The 21,633-nt window shown below is 45.1% G+C and carries 23 protein-coding genes; 20 read left to right on the forward strand and 3 right to left on the reverse strand.

The genetic code is table 11. From position 1 onward, the window contains the following. Positions 1-31 precede the first annotated feature (31 nt). The 5 genes from hrpB to BM415_RS05390 all read left to right on the forward strand — a co-directional run bounded on the left by hrpB (position 32) and on the right by BM415_RS05390 (position 5,853). The gene (gene hrpB / locus BM415_RS05370; RefSeq protein WP_091155394.1) at positions 32-2,542 is read left to right on the forward strand and encodes an ATP-dependent helicase HrpB; all 2,511 of its coding nucleotides are present in this window, start codon (positions 32-34) and stop codon (positions 2,540-2,542) included. Positions 2,543-2,616: 74 nt separating this feature from the next. After that, the gene (locus BM415_RS05375) at positions 2,617-3,210 is read left to right on the forward strand and encodes a general stress protein (RefSeq protein ID WP_091155396.1); all 594 of its coding nucleotides are present in this window, start codon (positions 2,617-2,619) and stop codon (positions 3,208-3,210) included. Between the two features lie 463 nt (positions 3,211-3,673). Continuing rightward, entirely contained in the window at positions 3,674-4,033 is a 360-nt protein-coding gene (locus BM415_RS05380; RefSeq protein ID WP_091155398.1) for a replication termination protein, read from the forward strand. An 87-nt stretch (positions 4,034-4,120) separates the two neighbouring features. Next, entirely contained in the window at positions 4,121-5,125 is a 1,005-nt protein-coding gene (locus tag BM415_RS05385) for a Gfo/Idh/MocA family protein (protein WP_091155401.1), read from the forward strand. 161 nt (positions 5,126-5,286) lie between these two features. Then, entirely contained in the window at positions 5,287-5,853 is a 567-nt protein-coding gene (locus tag BM415_RS05390; protein ID WP_091155403.1) for an ArsR/SmtB family transcription factor, read from the forward strand. A gap of 36 nt (positions 5,854-5,889) precedes the next feature. Here BM415_RS05390 and BM415_RS05395 read toward each other — a convergent pair whose 3' ends face one another. After that, complete coding sequence (locus BM415_RS05395) at positions 5,890-6,471, reverse strand: TraR/DksA C4-type zinc finger protein (protein ID WP_091155405.1); 582 nt, start codon at positions 6,469-6,471, stop codon at positions 5,890-5,892. A gap of 226 nt (positions 6,472-6,697) precedes the next feature. Here BM415_RS05395 and BM415_RS05400 point away from each other — a divergent pair, with 226 nt between their 5' ends. The 15 genes from BM415_RS05400 (at position 6,698) to BM415_RS05470 (ending at position 19,621) form a co-directional block, all read left to right on the forward strand. Further along, a complete protein-coding gene (locus BM415_RS05400) occupies positions 6,698-7,075 on the forward strand; it encodes a DivIVA domain-containing protein (RefSeq protein ID WP_091155408.1) in 378 nt (125 codons plus the stop codon). 35 nt (positions 7,076-7,110) lie between these two features. Further along, on the forward strand, positions 7,111-7,605 hold the full coding sequence (locus BM415_RS05405) for a metallophosphoesterase family protein (RefSeq protein ID WP_091159076.1): 495 nt from the start codon (positions 7,111-7,113) through the stop codon (positions 7,603-7,605). A gap of 218 nt (positions 7,606-7,823) precedes the next feature. After that, positions 7,824-8,705, forward strand: a complete 882-nt coding sequence (locus BM415_RS05410) for a sugar phosphate isomerase/epimerase family protein (RefSeq protein ID WP_091155409.1) — start codon at positions 7,824-7,826, stop codon at positions 8,703-8,705. Further along, complete coding sequence (locus tag BM415_RS05415; protein ID WP_091155412.1) at positions 8,702-9,874, forward strand: Gfo/Idh/MocA family protein; 1,173 nt, start codon at positions 8,702-8,704, stop codon at positions 9,872-9,874. The genes BM415_RS05410 and BM415_RS05415 overlap by 4 nt, the downstream gene beginning before the upstream one ends. Positions 9,875-9,916: 42 nt before the next feature. Beyond that, positions 9,917-11,008, forward strand: a complete 1,092-nt coding sequence (locus BM415_RS05420; protein ID WP_091155414.1) for a Gfo/Idh/MocA family protein — start codon at positions 9,917-9,919, stop codon at positions 11,006-11,008. Positions 11,009-11,103: 95 nt separating this feature from the next. Beyond that, entirely contained in the window at positions 11,104-11,961 is an 858-nt protein-coding gene (locus tag BM415_RS05425; RefSeq protein WP_244533155.1) for a helix-turn-helix transcriptional regulator, read from the forward strand. Between the two features lie 68 nt (positions 11,962-12,029). Further along, positions 12,030-12,500, forward strand: coding sequence for a DUF6376 family protein (locus BM415_RS05430; RefSeq protein WP_091155416.1), 471 nt, complete (start codon positions 12,030-12,032; stop codon positions 12,498-12,500). Positions 12,501-12,593: 93 nt separating this feature from the next. Further along, positions 12,594-13,340 carry an acyl-[acyl-carrier-protein] thioesterase gene (locus BM415_RS05435; RefSeq protein ID WP_170862376.1) on the forward strand — a complete coding sequence of 249 codons (747 nt, stop codon included), beginning with the start codon at positions 12,594-12,596 and terminating at the stop codon, positions 13,338-13,340. 146 nt (positions 13,341-13,486) lie between these two features. Next, on the forward strand, positions 13,487-13,714 hold the full coding sequence (locus BM415_RS05440; protein ID WP_091155423.1) for a hypothetical protein: 228 nt from the start codon (positions 13,487-13,489) through the stop codon (positions 13,712-13,714). 182 nt (positions 13,715-13,896) lie between these two features. Then, positions 13,897-14,499, forward strand: coding sequence for a nitroreductase family protein (locus tag BM415_RS05445; protein ID WP_091155426.1), 603 nt, complete (start codon positions 13,897-13,899; stop codon positions 14,497-14,499). Positions 14,500-14,677: 178 nt separating this feature from the next. Further along, positions 14,678-16,318 carry an S-layer homology domain-containing protein gene (locus BM415_RS05450; RefSeq protein WP_139236950.1) on the forward strand — a complete coding sequence of 547 codons (1,641 nt, stop codon included), beginning with the start codon at positions 14,678-14,680 and terminating at the stop codon, positions 16,316-16,318. A gap of 128 nt (positions 16,319-16,446) precedes the next feature. Continuing rightward, the gene (locus BM415_RS05455) at positions 16,447-17,355 is read left to right on the forward strand and encodes an NAD(P)/FAD-dependent oxidoreductase (RefSeq protein ID WP_091155430.1); all 909 of its coding nucleotides are present in this window, start codon (positions 16,447-16,449) and stop codon (positions 17,353-17,355) included. A gap of 116 nt (positions 17,356-17,471) precedes the next feature. Further along, entirely contained in the window at positions 17,472-17,810 is a 339-nt protein-coding gene (locus BM415_RS05460) for a DUF3243 domain-containing protein (protein ID WP_091155431.1), read from the forward strand. 198 nt (positions 17,811-18,008) lie between these two features. Then, positions 18,009-18,551, forward strand: coding sequence for a hypothetical protein (locus BM415_RS05465; RefSeq protein ID WP_091155433.1), 543 nt, complete (start codon positions 18,009-18,011; stop codon positions 18,549-18,551). A 173-nt stretch (positions 18,552-18,724) separates the two neighbouring features. After that, complete coding sequence (locus BM415_RS05470) at positions 18,725-19,621, forward strand: NAD(P)/FAD-dependent oxidoreductase (RefSeq protein WP_091155434.1); 897 nt, start codon at positions 18,725-18,727, stop codon at positions 19,619-19,621. Positions 19,622-19,729: 108 nt separating this feature from the next. On the opposite strand, the gene BM415_RS25765 is transcribed toward BM415_RS05470, so the two are convergent. After that, the gene (locus BM415_RS25765; protein WP_280142847.1) at positions 19,730-19,852 is read right to left on the reverse strand and encodes a hypothetical protein; all 123 of its coding nucleotides are present in this window, start codon (positions 19,850-19,852) and stop codon (positions 19,730-19,732) included. Between the two features lie 75 nt (positions 19,853-19,927). Beyond that, positions 19,928-20,839 (reverse strand): LysR family transcriptional regulator, encoded by a 912-nt coding sequence (locus BM415_RS05475; RefSeq protein ID WP_091155437.1) that lies wholly within the window; start codon positions 20,837-20,839, stop codon positions 19,928-19,930. Positions 20,840-21,633: the final 794 nt, after the last annotated feature.

Raw genomic sequence — 21,633 nt, forward strand, 5'->3', positions numbered from 1 at the left:
AAATTAACATCATTGGAGAGTTGAATATATCATGCATAATGAGCATCAACAAGGAAGTCCTTTACCGATTGTTCAGATCATACCTGAATTAAAGCGGACGATGTCAGAGCATACGGCTGCAGTATTAATAGCTGAGCCAGGAGCGGGTAAAACAACGGTGGTTCCACTAGAATTATATAGAGAACCTTGGCTGGGCAAGAAGAAGATCATTATGCTCGAGCCTCGGCGGCTTGCTGCAAGAAATGCGGCAGCAAGAATGGCGAAGGCACTAGGTGAACCTATCGGTCAAACCGTGGGGTATCGTGTTCGCCACGACACGAAGGTGAGTCGCCATACGCGGATCGAAGTCGTGACAGAAGGTGTGCTGACCCGGCTGCTGCAGCAAGATCAAGGGCTCGAAGATACAGCCCTGCTTATATTTGATGAATTTCATGAACGGAATATACACGGAGACCTGTCGCTTGCCCTTGCGCTCGAGAGCAAGCTGCTCCTTCGAGAAGATTTGCGCATTCTTGTCATGAGTGCAACTTTAGAAGCTGAACCGGTATCACATTTGCTCGGTGGAGCTCCTGTGCTCACCTGCGAAGGCAGGACATTTCCAGTGGACACAAGCTATGTACCTGTGCCCATGAATACGGAGCTGGAGAATCATATGGCGCATGTGATCCAGCAGGGCTTGGGTAAGCATGAGGGCGATATCCTCGCTTTTTTGCCGGGGGCACGTGAGATTCACAAGACAGAACGATTGCTGCTGCATATGAATCTAGGGAGCTCTGTACATATCTGTCCTCTGTATGGTTCTATGAATGCTATAGAGCAGGATGCTGCCATTCGGCCATCAAAGCCCGGGGAGCGCAAAGTTGTTCTGGCGACGACGATTGCTGAATCAAGTCTTACCATTGAAGGGATTACTGTCGTTGTTGATAGCGGACTGCGTAAAGAGTCGCTGTACTCTTCCCGCACAGGAATGAACAGACTCGTTACACGGCCTATATCAAAAGCATCGAGCGATCAGCGTAGAGGTCGTGCAGGCCGAGTAAAGCCGGGAGTCTGTTATCGTCTGTGGAGTCCAATGGAGCAGGACGCCCGGCCGGAGTCCACACGGCCAGAGATGTTGTCAGCGGATATGACTCAGCTGACGCTGGAGCTCTCAGCCTGGGGCGTGTCTGACCCAGGCGAGCTGAGCTGGCTGGATGCACCGCCGCCAGCTTCCTACGAAGAAGCCAAGCTGCTGCTGCGTACGCTTGGCTGTCTGGATGACCTCGGCACCATTACGAGCCGAGGTCGTGAGATCGCGGGTCTGGGAACTCACCCGCGACTCGGCAGCATGCTGCTGCAAGCGGCAGAGCTTGGGCTGGCCGAGGAGGCCAGCCTGCTCGCTGCACTGCTTGCAGAGGGCTCATCCCGCATGGCAGGTGCCGCGGGATGGGACATTCGCCCGCAGCTCGCGCATATGCGGGCACCAGGGGCTCAAGATGCGGCTAGGCACCGCATCTTGCAGGAGAGCCGCCAGCTGCTGTCATCCCTAGCTCATCACCGGCAGAAGCCGGAGAATGGGCTCGGTATGGACGAATACAGCTGCGGCTTACTGCTTGCCTTTGCCTATCCGGATCGGATTGGGCAAAGAAGAGAGGACGGCCGCTACTTATTGTCGAGCGGCCGCGGTGCACGTTTCCAAGGAGCAGGTGCTGCTGCCTTGGGAAACGAAGGGGATTACATCGTCGTTGCTGAGGCCGATGATCAAGGTGCGGATGGATTGATCCGGCTTGCGGCGCCTCTCTCAATCAGCGAACTTATGAAATATAAGCCCGAATGGATTCAGCTCGAGCACGAAGTAAAGTGGGATTCTAAAACGCAAAGTGTGCGTGCTAAAAAACTACAGCGCATAGATGCCATTATATTGAAGGAAATGGCCTATCCTGATCCTCCGGAGGAGAGAGTCATACTCGCACTGCTTGAGGGCATAAAGTCGGAGGGACTTCGCCTGCTGACCTTGAGCAAAGCTGAGCTGCAACTGATAGAACGGATTAAATTCATGCATCGGGCTTATCCGGAATGGCCAGAACTTGCGAATGATATAGAACTTGTAGATTATATTGCAGAGCGGCTTGCTCCTTATCTGATCGGAATTAGAACAGCAGCTCAGCTTCAGAAGGTATCCATCGCTTCTGTCCTCATGGACAATCTGACCTGGGAGGAGCGGCAGCTGCTAGATCGAGAAGCGCCAACTCACTATACCGCACCGAGCGGATCGCGCGTTAAAATTGAATATAGTGGACAAGGAGCTCCTTACATTGCCATAAGACTCCAGGAAATGTTTGGCCTCGAGCGTACGCCGCTGATTGGTAATGGAAGGATTCCATTGACGGTTCACCTGTTGTCTCCGGCACAGCGTCCAGTCCAAGTGACCAAGGATCTGGAAAGCTTTTGGCGTGAGGGATATTTTGAAGTGAAAAAGGATCTGAAAGGCCGCTATCCGAAGCACTACTGGCCGGATAACCCGCTGGAAGCAGTGCCTACCAGCAGAGTCAGGCCCAAGTAAAAGCGTAGGCCTGTTTAGCTCTCCGAGAGAAGGGTAAATAAGAAACAAGTACTTATCTCAAGGAGGAATGAACAATGTCAAAGCAAAAAGTAGTTGGTGTATTTGAGACAGATGAGGCAGCATCTCGTGCGATAGAGCAGTTGATAAGTAAAGGCTATACAAACGAAGAGATATCTGTGATCACAAGAAGCAAGGAAGATCAGAGAGCGATTGAGAGCGAGACAGGGACAAAAGCGCCTGAAGGGATTGCAACAGGTGCAGCTACGGGCGGTGTTCTCGGTGGACTTGCCGGATTGTTTGCAGGCGTCGGTGCGCTTGCCATTCCAGGTATTGGACCCATTCTTGCCGCAGGACCTATTGCTGCGACTTTAACTGGAGCAGCGGTCGGAGCTGGTGCAGGCGGTCTGGTCGGCGGTTTGGTTGGTCTCGGTATTCCTGAAGATGAAGCAAGGGAATATGAGAAGAATATCGATGAAGGCAAAATTCTTGTGCTTGTCGATCAAAAACATGCAGATACTGATGTTTACGGTGTGTTTAGAGACAACCGTTCGTTAAACGCGGATCGATACGATGATCGTGCAAATAATATGCCGGGTCCAGACAGAGTGCCTGAGGATCGGGTGGAGCAGGAAGCGATGGGAACAAGAATTGATCGAACCTTGCGCTAAAGTGATTCTTGAGGGTTTATCGAAATTACAAAAATTCTAGATGCTTAAAAACCGCTTTTTAAACAAAGCGGTTTTTTTGTGCTCAGATTCTTTTCCAGGGACAGCTCATCTCATTAATTATCTTTAGTCAAAACCTGAAAAATTCACATTAGTAAAAAAACGGAAATTGAAATGAATGGTTTAGCGGGATGAGCTCCATTCCAATGTAATCTCATTACAATGAAAGCGATGATAAGATCCCCTTATAATTAATAATTCAATATATGAAAAATTCTTATTAGTGGAATATATTTAGCTGAACTTAGTTTCTTTTGCTCTTAATGAGCTAATTCATCACGTGTTTATGTCAGATATTCTGTCTTAAAATAGGTATGTGAAAAAATAGAAGGATGTCAAGATGAAAAAAGACGTTTATAATGAGAGAAAGTTGGTTATTTGAAATAAGTGGGAGGAGGATACTTGCATGGCTTTTATGATATCCCAGCGGGCGTTCATTAAACTCTACCTAATTACCATGGTAGAGCAGCATAGAGGATATGGTTATGAAATGCTTGAGGCCATGAAGGAAGAATTCAAAGGATTTGGTTATGTCCCGCCTCAGAGTGAAGTATACCGAGCGTTACATGAGCTTGTGCAAGAAGGGGTTTTTTACCGAACCAAAAGACTAAAGGGGAATGATCCTAGAATCGATTTTCAGGAAATCGTTTTGTATCATTTTACGGATGACGGGGAAGAGAAGGCAAGATTATACAAGAAGCAAGTCAAGACAGATCTGGACCGTTGCTTAGGCATGTTGAAGAAGGCGGAACAGGACAATTATTAATATTTTGAGAAATTGATCCAACTGATTATATCTAAAGTGAGGAATTTGTATATATCACAAAAGTAAGTAGGGAAGGAGAGATCAATGATGAGCGAAAAAATCCGATGGGGAATTATGAGCACCGCAAAGATAGCCAGAACAGCGGTTATTCCTGCAATACAGAACTCTAACCGGGGTGAAGTTGTAGCCATTGCCAGCCGTAATGAGAGCAGAGCAGCAGAGGCCGCTGCCGAGCTGGATATTTCCAAGGCTTACGGAAGCTATGACGCTCTACTTGCTGATGAGGAGATCGACGCTGTCTACATTGCTGTTCCTAACCATATGCATATGGAGTGGACGATTAAAGCCGCGAGAGCCGGCAAGCATGTATTGTGTGAGAAACCGGCAGCACTCAATGAGGAGCAGGTCAGACAGATGATTGATATTTGCAATCAGGAACAGGTCGTCTTTGCTGAAGCTTTTATGTATAGATATCATCCTAAGCATAGAAGGGTACAAGAAATTATTGAGAGCGGTGAAATCGGACAGGTAAGAGCGATTCATGCGAATTTCACTTATAACAATTGCTATGATACAGACAATGTGCGCTTCAAGAAGGAAATGGGCGGGGGCTCTTTGTATGATGTCGGCGTATACCCGATCTCAGCGGCAAGAATGTATCTCGGACAAGAACCAGAAGCCGTTACGGTACATGCGTTGTTCTCATCTGAACATGACAATGTGGATATGATGGCCTCAGGGCTGGTGGAATTTCCTGACAAGGTTGCGCTTACTTTTGATTGCGGAATGTGGGCATGCTCCCGAGCTGAGCTTGAAATACTTGGTACAGAGGGGAGAATCGAGCTTCCAAAAGTGTTTGGATGGGAGAACAGCGATATTCCTCCGCAAATCATCATACATACAGATGATGTGTCCAGAGAAGAGCGAATCTCAGTTTCCAACTCATTTGTTCTCCAAGCTGAGGCGTTCGCCGATGCGATATTGGATGGAACACCGCTTCCCTTTACGACAGAGGATGCACTTCTTAATATTCGTGTAGTGGAAGCCTGTATTACTTCTGCACAGAACCGCGAACGCATCGCGCTGCTGTAAATGATCCTATCTTTAACGCAGAACAACAACAGCATAGAAAATTTAACGTCTCTGTTTGGTTGGTAACAACGATCCATTGGAGGCGTTATTTTTTGATTTTTGACCTGCCTGGAACATCACCATATAATAGAATGCAACACTTATCAAAGGTGGGATCTTAAATGAATAATAAAGTGCTAACTACGATGGAGGAAGTCAAGACGTATTCCGATCCTTACCGACTTCAAATATTAAACGTATTTCATAGATTGGGCAAACCTGCCACGGTAAAAGAAGTAGCAGACGAGCTGGGTGAACTGCCAGCGAAAGTTTATTATCATGTTAAGAAGCTTGAAAGGGTAGGTTTGCTCTCGCTCGTGGAGACAAGAGAAATCAACGGGATCATAGCGAAATATTATGAGGTTTTCCCCGGCGAGATTATTGTCAGCCGAGGGACGGAGGAAGATGAGCCGATGAGGCAGGTTGTCGCTGCCGAGAATGCATCGCATATTACGGCTTTGTTTGAACAGAATAAGCAGAGCTTTGTTCAGCGCCTGGACGCAGGAGATCACTCCTCTGTGCATTTGCTGAACCGTGCGATTTATGTGTCCGAAGAAGAAGCCAAAGAGCTGTACACCCAAATTGTGAAGCTGTGCGAGCCGTATTTTGTGAAGCGCAAAGAGAAAGGCGTTAACAGTTATGAAGTATTTGCAACCGTCGTAGAACATATGAAAAACATGAAATCATAAATAAAGGGCCGTTATCCGGCCCGATCTATTATATATTTATAGCTCCTCATAATCCTCTACATCCCGCTTAGTGGACGTGGCAGGAGAGTCTGCTGTTCCATATTCTTTCACAGCTTTCCAGGCTTCTGCATCATCAAATTTACCAGCGTTTCGTTGGCTGATCTCACCAGCTCCTCTCGGAGGTTTGGTCATGACCTGCTCTTCTACAGGACGATATTCACTGATTTCACCCTGCTGCTCTTGTTGAGCATGCTCGATGCAATATGAAGTGTAAGGAATGATCTCCAGTCTTTCGTATGGAATCGGTTTGCCGCATTCCTCGCACAGCCCATAGCTCTCCTCTTGCATCTTGTTGAGGGCTTGATTGATCTGTTCCAGCTTCTCAGATTGCTGATCATCAATAGCTTGGTCTCTAGCCCTCTCATATGTTTCGGTTCCAATATCTGCAGGATGATTATCTGCTGAGGATAATTCTCCCGTAGAATCAAGTAACGAATTGTCTTCTGAATTTGTTCCGTCTTGATTTATTTGAAAATGAGCTTGAATGGTTTCTTTTTCTTCCAACAAACGGTTCTTTAACGTATTAAGTTCTTCATTTGTAAGTTCAATTGCGTTCATGTCTAGCAGCTCCTTTATCTCATTCTTGTATCTTATTACCCTGTTGAAGAACATCACAACCAGTCTCGAAGGGAATAGCATATATTCGGAAATAATAGGAATGAAGCTGGAGAATAAGTTAGTTATTGGTTAATGTTAGGGGAAGTTTATGTTGATTCGTTTTCATCAGGGGTCAGTTTATGATATAAAAAAATAAGGGAATTCGATTAATGGAGGTCAGTTATATATGGATGAACATATGAAACGCCGGCTGGATAAGCAGAAACAGCTCTTTAAACAGCTCGGCATTCAGATGGATGCACTATCCATTCATGAGAAACAATTCAATTATAAGCTTCGGGGTTATGATCCAGATGAGGTGGATGAATTTCTTGATATCATCATCAAAGATTATGAGCGATTTTATGCGCATATAGCAGATCTGATGGATAAATGGCAGGAACAGCAATATATGATTCGGAATCTGAAAAATGTACCTAAACCGCAAGCCGATCCGAACCTGATTGATCGCAAACAAATTGAAGATGTAATCAAACAGCTGGAGTATAGTGTTCGGCAGCTGAAAGCCAAGGCCCGTCCGGATAAGGACACATACATGGAATAACCGAATAGGGAATACCAAGGAGGTTACGTCTTATGATCAAAATAACTGTATTGTCTGACACCCACATGCCTCGCATGTCCAAGCAGCTGCCTGCACCTCTGCTTCAGGACCTTCAAGATGCGGACTTTATATTTCATGCGGGTGACTGGACGGATATTTCATTGTACGAGGCACTCCAGTCTATGGGGAAGCTGCATGGTGTATTCGGAAACACAGACCTTGCAATCATTCGAGGCATATTGCCTGAACAAACCGTTGTCGAAGCGGGGGGCAAGCGTTTTGGTATTGTACACGGACACATTGGCAGAGGAAGCACGGAAGACAATGCACTTCAAGCCTTCAAGGCAGAGCAAGTGGACTGTATCATATTTGGACATTCACATATCCCTGTACTTAAACAAGTTGATGGAATCATTTTATTTAATCCGGGATCACCTACGGACAAGAGAAGACAGCCGCAATATTCACACGGCGTGATTATGGTAGATCATGAGATCGATGTACAGCATGTTTATTATGACAGCAAGTGAATCTATACTGTATGGTGATAAACACCTGTTGATCGTTTTAATAACGAATTCAGCAGGTGTTTTTTTTTGCGGTTACAGATGATGATTTGCCCCTGAGTGTCTTCCTCGCCCAATTTGTTATCTGTGGTTCATTTCTTGCGGAATAGCGGTATCTGTCACTGGAATACAGTGATAGGATGAACTTGTGAATATGCTTTATTCTAAAGGAGTGATGAGGAATGTTGTTATCTATATTTACGGTTGCGACCCCGGATTTACTGCCTGAACAAATGCTCAAGGCTGCCTCGGATGCTGGGATTCAAGGCATAGAGTGGCGATATAAAGGTGTCCCGATGGACGCAGGCCAGGAAGAGCCTTCTTTTTGGAGAAGAAACCTGGCTTCTATTGATCCTGAGAATGCAGATGAGGAGATAGCGAAGGCGGCAGCACTGACTGAACAATTCGGACTGAAATCAATTGCCCTTGTTCCTTATCTCACTTCCGGAGATCTGACCGCTACGGAGCTGGCCTTCCAATCAGCGCATAAGCTGGGCGCAGCTATGATGCGTGTAGGTGTTCCCGGATATAACCGCTCAGCGGATTATCATGAGCTATACAAGGGTGCAATTGATTACTTAAGCGAGGTTCAGGAAATGTCGCGTCAGTATGGAGTAAAGGCACTGGTCGAAACACATCATGGTACCATTGCTCCTAGTGCGGGACTTGCTTATCGACTCGTGTCCTCGTTTGATCCAAATCATATCGGTGTGTTGTATGACCCGGGGAATATGGTCCATGAGGGCTATGAAAATTACCGTATGGGCTTGGAGCTGCTTGGCCCTTATCTAGCCCATGTTCATGTAAAGAATGCCAACTGGGTACAGCTGGAGCAGCAAGATAGCGAGATAGAAACCTGTTATCAGGCAAAATGGTCACCTTTACTTAACGGAGTCGTGCGCTGGAGCACCGTTCTTGAAGACCTTGATTCTGTTGGATATAAGGGGTATCTGGGAATAGAAGACTTCAGCCAGAGCTATTCCTCGGCGGAAATGCTCAAGAACTTCACGCAGAGCATGCATTCGCTGAGCAATCAGTTACATATCGGAGGTGCTGCACTATGAACGCTGTGAGAGTAGGAATTATAGGCATTGGTAATATGGGCTCCGCTCATGCCAAAACCATTAATGAAGGCAAGATTAAAGGTGCAGTGCTTACGGCGATCAGTGATATGAGAGAGAGCATCAAAGCGTGGGCAGCTGATAACCTGCAGGGAGATATTCAGTACTTCCAGGATCCGGAGACAATGATGCTCTCGGGGGCAGTGGATGCAGTGCTTATAGCAACACCTCATTTTCAGCATGCAGAGCTTGCTATTCTGGCATTTCATCACGGACTTCATGTTCTTATCGAAAAACCAGCTGGTGTATTTACGAGTCAAGTGAGAGAAATGAACGAAGCCGCGAGTCAGAGCGGGAAGGTGTTCTCGATCATGTACAACCAGCGAACCAATCCACTGTACATCAAATTAAAGGATTTGATTGCTTCAGGGGAACTTGGTGAGATTCGGCGTACCAACTGGATCATTACAAGCTGGTACCGCTCCCAGAGCTATTATGATTCTGGCAGCTGGCGAGCGACATGGGCAGGTGAAGGCGGTGGCGTACTGCTAAATCAGTCTCCGCATCAGCTGGATCTATGGCAGTGGACGGTAGGCTTGATGCCGAAGCGTGTTCGTGCCTTCTGTGCCTTCGGCAAATATCGCAGCATTGAAGTCGAGGATGATGTGACTGCTTACGTAGAATATGAGAACGGAGCCACCGGCGTCTTTATTACAACGACCGGAGAAGCTCCGGGAACGAATCGATTTGAAGTGAACGGTGATCGCGGAAAGATCGTGGTTGAGGATGGGAAGATGACATTTTGGCGGCTGCGTGAACCCGAAAGTGAGTTCAATCAGCGCTATACCGGCGGATTTGGCCAGCCAGAATGCTGGAAGATTGATATTCCTATTGAGGGCAGAGAGACTGGCCATCCTGGCATTATGCAGAACTTTGTAGATGCTATCTTGAATGGCACTCCGCTTATCGCTCCTGGGGAAGAAGGGATTCATGGGCTGACTTTATCAAACGCCATGTATCTATCCACATGGACGGATCATTGGGTGGAACTGCCCATTGATGAGGAGCTGTTTAACAAGCATCTTCAGGAACGAATTCGGAGTTCCAAAGTGAATACGGATCCAGTAGGGCAGGATCAGACACCTGCAGATCTTAGCGGTACCTTTCAATAAGACGATGGATGTATAAAATATGCTGGAAAGAGGGGGCTTACAATGAGTAATTCAGATGGAATGTTCTATGCGCCTGAGAGCGCAGTGAATGAAGTCGTTGCTGGACCAGGAGAATTTGTAATCGCCGCGGCAGCTCTGGATCATGGTCATATCTATGGGATGTGTGGTGAGCTGGTACGCGCAGGAGCTACGCTGAAATGGGTATACGATCCTGACCCCGATAAAGTGAAGGCGTTTCAGGAGCGTTTTCCCGAAGCTAGGGCAGCTAGATCCTTAGATGAAATATTAAATGATGCTGAGGTTCGACTTGTGGCTGGAGCTGCTATTCCTTCGGAACGCGGACCGCTAGGTCTTACTGTTATGGATGCAGGCAAGGATTATTTTACCGATAAAGCCCCCTTTACTTCCCTCGTTCAGCTGGAGGCTGCTCGTCAGAAGGTAAAGGAAACAGGCCGAAAGTATATGGTTTACTACAGTGAACGCCTCCATGTCGAGAGTGCTGTTTATGCAGGTCAGCTAATATCTCAAGGGGCGATTGGCAAAGTGCTCCAAGTCATGGGAACGGGACCCCATCGTTTAAATGCCAGCAGCCGTCCGGATTGGTTTTTTGAGAAAGCCAAATACGGTGGAATTATTTGCGATATTGGCAGTCATCAAATTGAACAATTTCTATACTTTGCTTCCTGCAAGAGTGCGGAAGTAAAGTATAGTCGTGCTGTTAACATGGCACATCCCAAGTATCCGGAGCTGGAAGATTTCGGGGAAGCTGCGCTTGTTGGCGATAATGGGGCGTCGGGATATTTTCGGGTGGATTGGTTTACGCCGAACGGTCTCTCCACATGGGGGGACGGGCGTACAACTATACTGGGTACTGACGGCTACATTGAACTCAGAAAATATACGGACATTGCACGAGAATCGATAGGAGATCAAGTATACCTGGTCAATCATGAGGGTGAGTACCGGTTTAACGTAAAGGGCAAGGTGGGCTATCCTTTTTTCAGTCAATTGATCAAGGACTGTATAAATGGAACAGAGGAAGCCATGTCACAGGCTCATGCTTTTAAGGCGGCAGAATTGTGTCTGGCAGCTCAGGAGCTGGCAACGGCTGGAGTGATCCAAAGCGCGCGCTAAACCTTGTTAACGTCAGCAGCCCATAGCATGATACAATGAAGTCACGATGAGATCTTTGTAAAGCTATTGATCTATGCAAAGGAGTGACTTCCATTGTGGCAAATACGTTCAACATGATTGATCCGCTCGCCTTTAATTATCGAAATAACAACCCGGTGACGCCCGGTCAGGATGATGGGTTTCATTCCCATCCTTTTTATGAACTGTACTATTTCCACGAGGGCAAATGCACTTATGTTATTGGCGACAAGATCTATACACTTGTCCCCGGTGATTTAATCTTAATGCATGGCATGACCTTGCACAGACCACATCCAGATCCAAGTGTTCCTTATGTACGAACGACATTGCACTTCTATCCTACGATGCTTGAGGAGTATCTTGTACCTGAACGTGCTCATGCCCTGCTTGCTCCATTCGAGAAACTGAAAAATCATGTGTTTCATCTCACCGCTTTGCAGCAGCAGGAAACCGAGGCTAGTCTGTCACAATTGAACCAACTTTATGAGATGAAGGGGCGGGAGCAGATGAGCGATCGCTTCGTTTTAAAACTGTGCGATTTTTTGATCATGGCACAACAATTCACCGACAATAAGATGCTTGAGCAAAGAACACTTACGGATAAAGAAGACCATATTCAAGGCATCATTACTTATTTGGAAACGAATTATATGAATGAAATTGGTTTGGACGAGATCGCCCGTGAGCTCCATTTATCCAAGCCTTATATGGCAGCACTCTTCAAAGAGATGACAGGTACAACGATATTCAAATACCTGTATATGCGTCGTATTAATCATGCCAAGCTGCTGTTTCGGTTTCATCCGGATATTTCTGTCACGGAAGTAAGCAAGAAGTCGGGGTTCAAGCGAGTTTCCCATTTCAGCCGCATGTTTAAACAGACGGTGGGTAGTTCACCGGAGGTTTTTCGAACACAACATCATCTTATATGAAACCTGAGCATCAAGCAGTTCGTATAAACGTTTATGTGAACGCTTTTTTGTGAAGGGAGACCAGCAAAATGAGAAGACAGAGAAAAAGAAAACAGCAGGCTGTTTTGATGGCTACGATGCTTGCTTCAGCTGTGATGTTGTCCGCATGTTCAGCCGTAGATAGTGTGAATCAATCTTTAACCTATGTAAATGAAGCTACTGAATATATCAATCAAGTATCCAATGCGGGCTCCGAGCTTCAAAATCTGGCCCAGGAGGCAGTTAATAATCCCGATGCAGCTGCACAGTTTCAGGAGCAGCTAGAGCATATCCGTACCGAAGCAAGTGAGTTTGCTCAGCTTACGCCACCAGCGATCGGAGAATCAATCCATGCAAGACTCGTAGAATACAATGAGCAGCTCACGGTCATGGTCGATCAATTCAGCCAGCGAATACAAGAGCAGGGCTTCACACTTGAGAACTGGGAACAGACCGGTATTCCGGATCTGATAACGAACATCAATAATCTGAGCGAGCAGCTAAATAATTTAGGCGGCTAACCGATTTGCTGCAAACGCTCCGTTTGCCTTGCCTGGTCTTATCTACTAAAATGAATGGCAGCAAGAGTAGAAGCAGGCAAAGGAAGTGTGAATGTGACAGAGATAGGTAAAGAAACATTCATCGTTAGCTCCAGCCAGTCCGATCTGCATTCGCGCATTAAGCTTTCGTCCCTTCTTGAACGGCTTCAGGATGCTGCTGACCGTCATTTGCAGGAGCTTGGAATTACGATAAGCGAGATGCTGAAGAATCATTATGGCTGGATGCTCATGACGATGGAGATCGATTGTGAGCAGATTCCGGTGCTTGAGGAAGAATGGAATATATCGACATGGTCCAGAGGCTATAAAGGTGTTGTGTGGCTGAGAGATTATCGGTTTGAGGGTTCTGAGGGAGCAACAGGATATGCACGGTCTACCTGGACCTTGGTTGATATTCACAAGCGTAAAATATTGCGTCCATCAGCATTGCCTTACGATATTCCGACGGTAACCAGCCAGACATCCGGCGATATCCCGGACAAAGTGTCCATTCCAGAAGATATTGAGCTTAAGGGCGCTTATGAATTCCAAGCCGGTTATAGTACGACCGATAGCAATGGTCATCTAAATAATGCAAGATATGCTGACTTGTGTTTTGATGCTATGACAGCTGAGGAAATAAATCAGTTCGTTTGGAGAAGATTTAGAGTTACTTATCACCGAGAGGTTCGATTAAATGAAACCTTTACCCTTCAAAGATCGGACGGGGATGGAGCAAGCATATGGTTTCGTGGAATGAACTCAGAAGGCTTTAGCATCTTTGAGGCTCAGATTGTATATGAGCAGAAGCACGCCCAATAGATTGTGAAATAGCACTGTTAATTTCGATAAAGTCGAAGTTGACGGTGTTTTTTATGTTCCTATCCATCTATGTGTTTGTTGTGCATGTTTAGTCATAGGTTGAGCATGGTAATGATAAATATCACAGAACAAGGAGGTATAATACAATGGCGGATATGAAGAATACCGATAAAAAAGATCAAACTCAAATGGATCATCCCGAGCAGTACCCAACAGAGAAGGAAAGCTTGTTTGATCTATATCAGGAAGAGCTGCATGTAGATCCTATTCCGGTTCAGGATTTGAATATGGAGAAGGAAGAAGAGAAGGATAAAGAGGCGACCAAGCAAAATTCCTCCACAGAAGAAAAATACCGGGCCGATTATCGGGATTGAATAATGGATTCAAAGCTTCGTGAATGAAAACAACGCAGATCATGAATAATAAAAGTCGGTTAGTTATGGACGACTTATGGACGACACTATTCAAACTTTTATAAATTTACTTGACTAATGTAAGCGAGTATACTATCTTTAGTTTTGTCGACCTACAAAATATACCAGGAGGTTTTTTTCTAATGGCTAAAGAATTCATGGAAGCTCTGAAGGATAGAAGATCTTACTACGCGATTTCTAAAGAATCCAATGTTTCGGATGCAAGAATTGAGGAAATCATTGGCGAAGCAGTCAAGTATACTCCGTCTCCTTTCAACTCTCAATCGGCTCGCATTGTGGTGCTGCTCGGAGAGAAGCACGATAAGCTCTGGAATATTACAGAGGAAACACTTCGCAAAACGGTAAATGATGAAGAAAAATTCAAATCGACAGCAGATAAAATGGCAAGCTTCCGTGCGGGATACGGAACCGTCTTGTTCTTCGAGGATCAGGAAGTAATAGAGAACTTGCAGAAGCAGTTTGCCTTCTACGCGGACAACTTCCCAGTTTGGTCTAATCAATCAAACGGCATGCTGCAATTGGTCGTATGGACAGCTCTGAAGCAAGAAGGTCTTGGAGCATCCCTTCAGCACTACAATCCGCTGATTGACGACGAAGTGAAGGAAGTGTTTGATGTTCCTGGGACATGGAAACTGATTGCACAAATGCCTTTTGGAACACCTGCGGCAGAGCCTGGCGACAAAGATTTCGCACCGCTGGATACCCGTCTTAAAGTGTTGAAATAAGAGCAAATTTACGAATACAAGAGTATCGCTTCCCAAGAAGCGTTACTCTTTTTTTTTCGTTCATGACCAGGTTTTGAATAGATAAATTTTTGAAAGATAACCATAAATTAAGTACATACAGCTCTCACAGCTCTTTGATAGGATAGATTTATCCTGTTATGCAAGTGAGGCGCTAGTGTTGAAATTACAAAGAAATAAATTGAATTTGATTATAAAAAAAGGTCTGATCCTTGGCGTTATTCTTTTATTGTTGCCTTTTCATTTTGCACCGAATCATGCAAATGCATCCTCAACTGAACTCCCCTTTAGAGATATTTCGAACAGTTATGCTAAAGAGGCTATTAGCCGTTTATATAATAAGGGCATCATTCGTGGAACTACCTTAACGACATTTGAGCCTAGTAAGAAGGTTACGAGAGCAGAACTTGCCAAAATGATGGTGGCTGCTATGAAGCTCGAACAAGTGGTGAATGATCTGCCCCCTTCCAAGGATCTGAAAAAGGCCGACTGGTATTACGGGGACATTAGTGCTCTTGTGAACCTGGGAATTGTTCAGGGAAGATCAGAGAATTATTTTGCACCCAAATCAAACGTAACTCGTGAGGAAGCTGCAGCACTGATGGTCCGCATGCTGAAGACCGTTCCAGAAACGATTGAAGCGTCATCAGAGCTGCCTTACATAGATCATAACCAAGCCTCTACATGGGCATGGGGCTATATAAGCCGAGTGACCGAGCTCGGATTCATGCAGGGTGCCAGTGGAGCATTTAGACCGTCATATTCTATGACGCGTGCGGAAGCAGCGGTTCTGCTGGACCGCATACTCGAAACACCACGCATTAAATCTGAGCTCAATAACCGTACACCAGATCCGATTCTGCTCGGCTGGCAATACGATTCTACGACTGCCGAGTACGAGAAGCAGGTGCTGGATGCGGGAATAAATACACTTTCGCCCCGCTGGTATTTTCTCGATGAGACCGAAGTTGTACAGGATCATACCGATCAGAGGCTATTAACTTTTGCCGAGCGAAATAAGCTGAATATATGGGGAATGGTAGGCAACCGGGCGAATGCAGAGCTGACACACCGTATGTTATCAAATGCTGCATTACGAGATAATACCGTCATGAAATTAGTGGATTATGCTAAGAAGTATGGGTTAGCCGGCTTGAATATTGATTTTGAAAATGTGTCACCTGAGGATCGGGAATATCTGACATTGTTCATGGCTTCGCTGCAGTCCAAGCTGAGCAGTATAGGTGTAACTTTATCTATTGATGTATCACCCGATCTAGGTTCTAGCTGGACGGCTGCTTTTGACTACAAGGCACTCGGAGAGCTGGCTGATTATGTCGTGTTGATGGGATATGAGGAGCATTGGAACGGTTCGGCTACTGCAGGCTCGGTTGCGTCGCTCCCATGGCTGGAATATGCTGTTCAGACATTGCAGCAGGCCGTGCCTAAGGACAAGATCATTGCAGCTCTGCCTACCTATACTCGGGATTGGTCCATGTCATCTCCTGGGGTTGGTTCATATGATATTACCCTGAAGAGACAAGGGGATATTTATCGTAATTACTCAGCCTCTCTGAAATGGAATTCGGAAATTGCACAATATACTTTAACTTATTCGGCTCAAGGGAAATCTCGCGGGATATGGGCAGAAGAGAGCCGGTCTTTGTCAGCCAAGACGACCTTGTTTGAAGGATATGATGTTGCAGGTTATGCGTTCTGGTATATGGGGTCCGAGACTGTCGATGTGTGGACAGCGATGAATAATGCCAGACAATATGCATCATATTCGTTTGGGTTATAACGATGAAGAGGATCATGCTTAGCATGGTCCTTTTTTCAATTCCAGGCTTTCGTTTAAAAAGATACATATTGTTTAAGGATAAAAGAAAGAAGATATAAAGAAGATATATAGAAGAAGGCAGGGATAGGATGATATATGATTGCATAATTGTAGGTGGAGGTATTGCCGGGCTACAGGCAGCCATTCAGCTGGGAAGGTATTCTATACACAAGGTGCTTGTCATTGATGCGGGGGAAGGTCGTTCGACCATATGCCGTAACTATCATAATATACTGGGGTTTCCGGATGGTATATCGGGTGAGGAGATACGAAGACGAGGAAGGGCACATGCGGAAGCGACCGGAATCGAATTTTGTACAGATCGAATTATTTCTGCCAAAAAAGAAGGTGTGCTCTTCACGCTAAGCGGTAATAAAAATAAGTTGTACCAATCGAGAACACTTCTGCTTGCTACCGGTATCACAGATCGATACCCGAATATTCCAGGTTTAAGAGATGCGCTGGGAATGTCAATCTATATATGCCCTGATTGTGATGGATACGAGATTGAGAATAAGCGGACCGTCATTATGGGTTCTGGCGTTACCGGCGCCGGCATGGCGAATATATTAGCTAAACGGGCTTCTGAGATGATCTACATTAATCACGATCAAGCTGAAGTTACCTCAGAACTTAGAGATAAATTAAGCCAAAAGGGAGTTCACTATATGGAGGAAGCCATTACCGAAGTAGAGAGTGATGATAGGGGCATGATTACAGCTGTTAAGCTGGCAAATGGTGCTGCTGTCGAAGCTGAACGAGGCTTTATCGCTTTTGGAGGCAACCAGGTTCATTCGGAGTTGGCGCAGCAGTTCGGTGCTCAGATAGAGGATAACAAGCATGTTGAAGCGGACGGACGTTCGAGAATGTCCTCAGTACCGAACCTATGGATTGCCGGTGACATCGGATTGCATTCCGAGCAAGCGGCAGTAGCGATGGGGGATGGCCTTCTATCAGCGATCTGGATCAATAAAGCATTACATCAGATGAAGAAGTAACAGATTGGGACATATTTTTTCTAATGAGATGATTAATCTTGTTTCATTCTAAACGGGAAGGTTAATAGGAAGTGTGCAAGCGTTCGAAAATATCTATATAACTGGAGGAGAAAACGATGTCTGAACAAACACATATGATCAATAAGGATGGAAAAGTAGAGCTGAATCAGGTGGACGATGTGATGAATCGAATGGCTCCTGAACAAAAGGACGATATTTTGGAACAATTCGAAACCTTCAAGCAATACTTGAAGAAACGTGTAGCCTTGGGAGAATCACTAGGGCTTAATGAAGAACAATTATCGATGGTAGCAGAAAAGGTTGCAGGGATGTTATCCAAGAATGAAGAGCCGAGAAACAGAGAAGAGAAGCTGCTCCAAGAACTCTGGAATGCAGCTAATAACGAACAACAGCATGCATTAGCACACGTGCTGGTCAAATTCGTTAAAAATTAAAGTTAGAAATGAAGACAGAATGGGTCCCCTCTTCGGGACCCTTATCCCATGAAATGAATAAATTTTATATTTTTATTAACAAGATTGAAACTCTTCGTTAATAATAAACGTTTATACTAGGTAACAAGAACAGCTAAGAAGCTTAATACATAGCACAAGGCTTGCGTTATAGAGCCGCACCAGAAGGAGAGATGCAAGATGAAGAATCGGCTATTTACATTTGTAGCGTTGGGTGTTATTCTTTCGGGAACATTAATATATGGGAATTTTAATATTGGAAATAGTACAACGGTACTCGCCAAGTCACAGGATATTCAGGATATGACGGTACAAGTACAGCATGAGACTGTATATATCAATGATCTTAGTGATCTTAATGGAGAGCTCCAGATTAAAGCGGATGAGATTGAATGGTATGAAGGTGAAGAAGCAAACACGGTCTTTGTGGAGCAAGAGCCTAACGCTGGAATTGACTATGCTCCAGATGGATACTATATCGTGAATGAGCAGGAGACAAACGAAACACTCAAAATCGCCGATGATGCAACCGTTACAGTTCAAATTTATGATCGTACTGGAGATATCAAGGATATTGACATCCAATGGGATGAGGAGATCAGCTTGGACAAATTCGCTGAGCTCTACGGAGACACAACGAATATGGACATGAGCGTATTTCCCTATCACCTAACGATTGAGAATGGTGAAGTTACACAGATAGTACAACAATATATTCCTTAAAAAATATGACATTCAGCCCTCTTGCTATAGTAAGAGGGCTGTTTATATGTTTGTTATAACATGTAGTTGCAAGATAACATGATGAGAACGCATAACTTGCTTATCATGCATTCATCTGAATTGAATATAGTATCGTATATCTAAAATTCATTGCTTAACGAAGGGGGATTGGCATGCTTGATTGCATCATTATTGGCGGCGGTCCTGCAGGGCTGAGTGCCGGACTGGTGCTGGGTCGTTCTCTCCGCAGAGCGGTCATCTTAGATCATGGCAGACCACGGCATGCGCGAACCAGACATTCTCATGGTTTTTTGACGAGGGATGGAGCAAGTCCTGCTGAATTCAGACAGATCGCTCATCAGGAGCTATCCGAGTATCCATCCATAAGCATGATGCAGGAGGAAGTCGTTGAGGTTCAGCCTGTATATGGCGGGTTTATTGCCCGTATGTCCAGTGGTAGAGAGACAGCGGGTAGAAAAGTGCTGCTAAGTACAGGGCTGCGTGAGATTCTTCCCTCGCTGCCAGGACTTGAGGAGTATTACGGACAGAGTCTCTTTAGCTGTCCTTACTGTGATGGGTACGAGCTAAGAGGGAAGCGACTTGTCCTTCTTGCGGAGACGATGAATGTCTTCAGTACCGCTCAGATGATCCATCACTGGAGTAAGGATCTTGTTATTTGTACAAACGGGAAGAGGATACTTAATGTAGAACAACACAAAAGACTTGTGAGCAGAGGGATACGCGTCGTAGAGCAGCCCATTAGCAAATTATCCGGCAGTAACGGAAGGCTTGAGGCCATATGGTTCAGGAATGGTCAAACCATCGAGCGAGAAGGTGGTTTTGTGACTCCGCAGCTAAGCCAAGCGAGTATGATTGGACCAAGAATGGGATGTCATATGAATGACAGAGGCGCCTTGATTACAGATCATTATGGACGGACGAATATTAGAGGTATCTATGCGGCCGGGGATAGTACGGTGACGTCACCTACACAGTTAATTATCGCTGCAGCGGAAGGGAGCAAGGCAGCAATAGGGATCAATATGGATCTCGTTTATGAAGATTTCTAAATGAGTTGAGCTAAAAAAGGCGATCTCGTACCCGAGATCGCCATGTGCTGTGCCGGTGTTTTTAAGAAGAATCAATTTCATCATTTATTGAATATGAGATCAATTCGATTAATATTGAAACGTACTAACGATGATCACGAGCAGAATGAACAGTACCAAGATAGCACCTATTGAAGAGTAACCACCATATCCACCTTCGCCACATTTACAGCCACGTTTTGCTTCTCCCATGACATTTACCTCCTCATCATTTAACTACAGTAATATATGAGATGAAGGCTGATGCTGATTGGGCGATATCATCATTTATGGCGAGGTAGCGATGTGACCCAGATCATCCATCAGATGCTGAAGCGTTAACCAGTCCTGAACAGAATTGATAAATTTATGAGATGCGGGCGACAATTCGGACAAGGACAATGCAGCCATTCCGATCATGCGATAGGGCTCCTCTGCCAATGGAACAATGCATATAGTATCGGGCAGATTACCAAGCACCATTTCCGGCAGTATGCTGATGCCGAGCCCATGCTGAACCATACCTATAATGGCTTGCTCTTCAGCAACCTCAAACCGGATGCTAAGCTTCACCTTGTGCGTCCGGATCATGGATTCAATCTCATCATCTCCTCCCCATTTCGGCATAATGAACGGCTCTTCTCGCAGCTGATCCAGATGAATGGAGGGTTCCGACGCCAGAGCGTGTCCTTCAGGCAAGATACATACTAAGCGATCCTTCTTCAGAGGGATGGTATCAAAGGTAGATCTGCCTTGCAGCGACAAGAATCCAAAATCAACTGCTCCAGAGGCAATCCAGCCCTTGATTTCACCGTAATCCCCTTCTTTAAGCTTGATATGAATAGCTGGATATTCATGTTGGAAAGATTTGATCACTCCGGGCAGCCACTGCGAGGAGACACTTGTGAACGTTCCGATTCGGACCGTACCTGTTTGAATACCACTGAGTAATTGGATCTCTTGATGCATCATTTCGTTCCATTTCAATATTTCTCTCATGTAGGGCAGAATTCGCTCCCCGCTCGCGGTCAACTGAATACCGGCTTTGGAGCGAATAAGTAATGAAAAACCGCAGCCTGCTTCAAGACTTGCAATGGCATGACTGACTGCGGATTGGGTTAGATTCAAGCTTTCTGCCGCTTTGGTCAAGCTTTGGAGCTCTACAACTGTCGTTAAAATTTCGTATTTTGCCAGAGACATCGCTCATCTTCCTTTTTACATGAAATAAATTCATGTATTTAATTATAAACATTCATTTTTCTTGTGAAAAGACTTAATATATACTGAATCATGCTGTTTGAGTTACGGAATTCATATTCATCCAAGTACATACAAACGAGAATTTGAAGGGAAGAACGATAGTGAAAGTAGAACGTATAGCAGATCTGCAGATGCTGCTTGTAACCCTATTATGGGGTTCCTCTTATCCAAGGGAGGAAAGCGAACTTTAATCTCTAGTACTCCGGACAAAGTATAAGTAACAGATGAGTAACAGATGATACTATGCTAGTGGTAGTTGATCGGGTCATTGATCTTCCGAGATTAAGTTTAAAATCTAATTTTTGGTTTCCGCTTGGCATATTAGATACAGTATCAATTTTTATATCACTCACATTGTAAAACACTTCAATCAACTTTCCACTTGCTGCAAAAGCTGTTAAGGAGTATAGATTTATCCAGATGTATCAGGCAGAAAAGTGTCCGTGGAGGTACATGTTGAAAACCATACAGGCGAGGCCATCAAGGGAACGCTGACATTCAGAGTGGAATTGAACGGTGAGGAGGTCTATCAAACCTTCAGGATAAGATCATATAAAGCGAGCTCAAAGAAGCCGCATTGGGCTTTTTTTGTGTCCAAAATAACTAAAACGATAAAGCGCTGGGGAGATTCCTCCGGCGCTTTTTTGCCTTTAACAAGGTCTTTTTGAATCCAAGCTTACATCGTAGAGGAAAAAACACTAGATATTCATGGGACAAGTATCCAATTAAATGGG

It is taken from the genome of Paenibacillus sp. 453mf (genome assembly GCF_900116105.1).
GTDB lineage: Bacteria > Bacillota > Bacilli > Paenibacillales > Paenibacillaceae > Paenibacillus > Paenibacillus provencensis.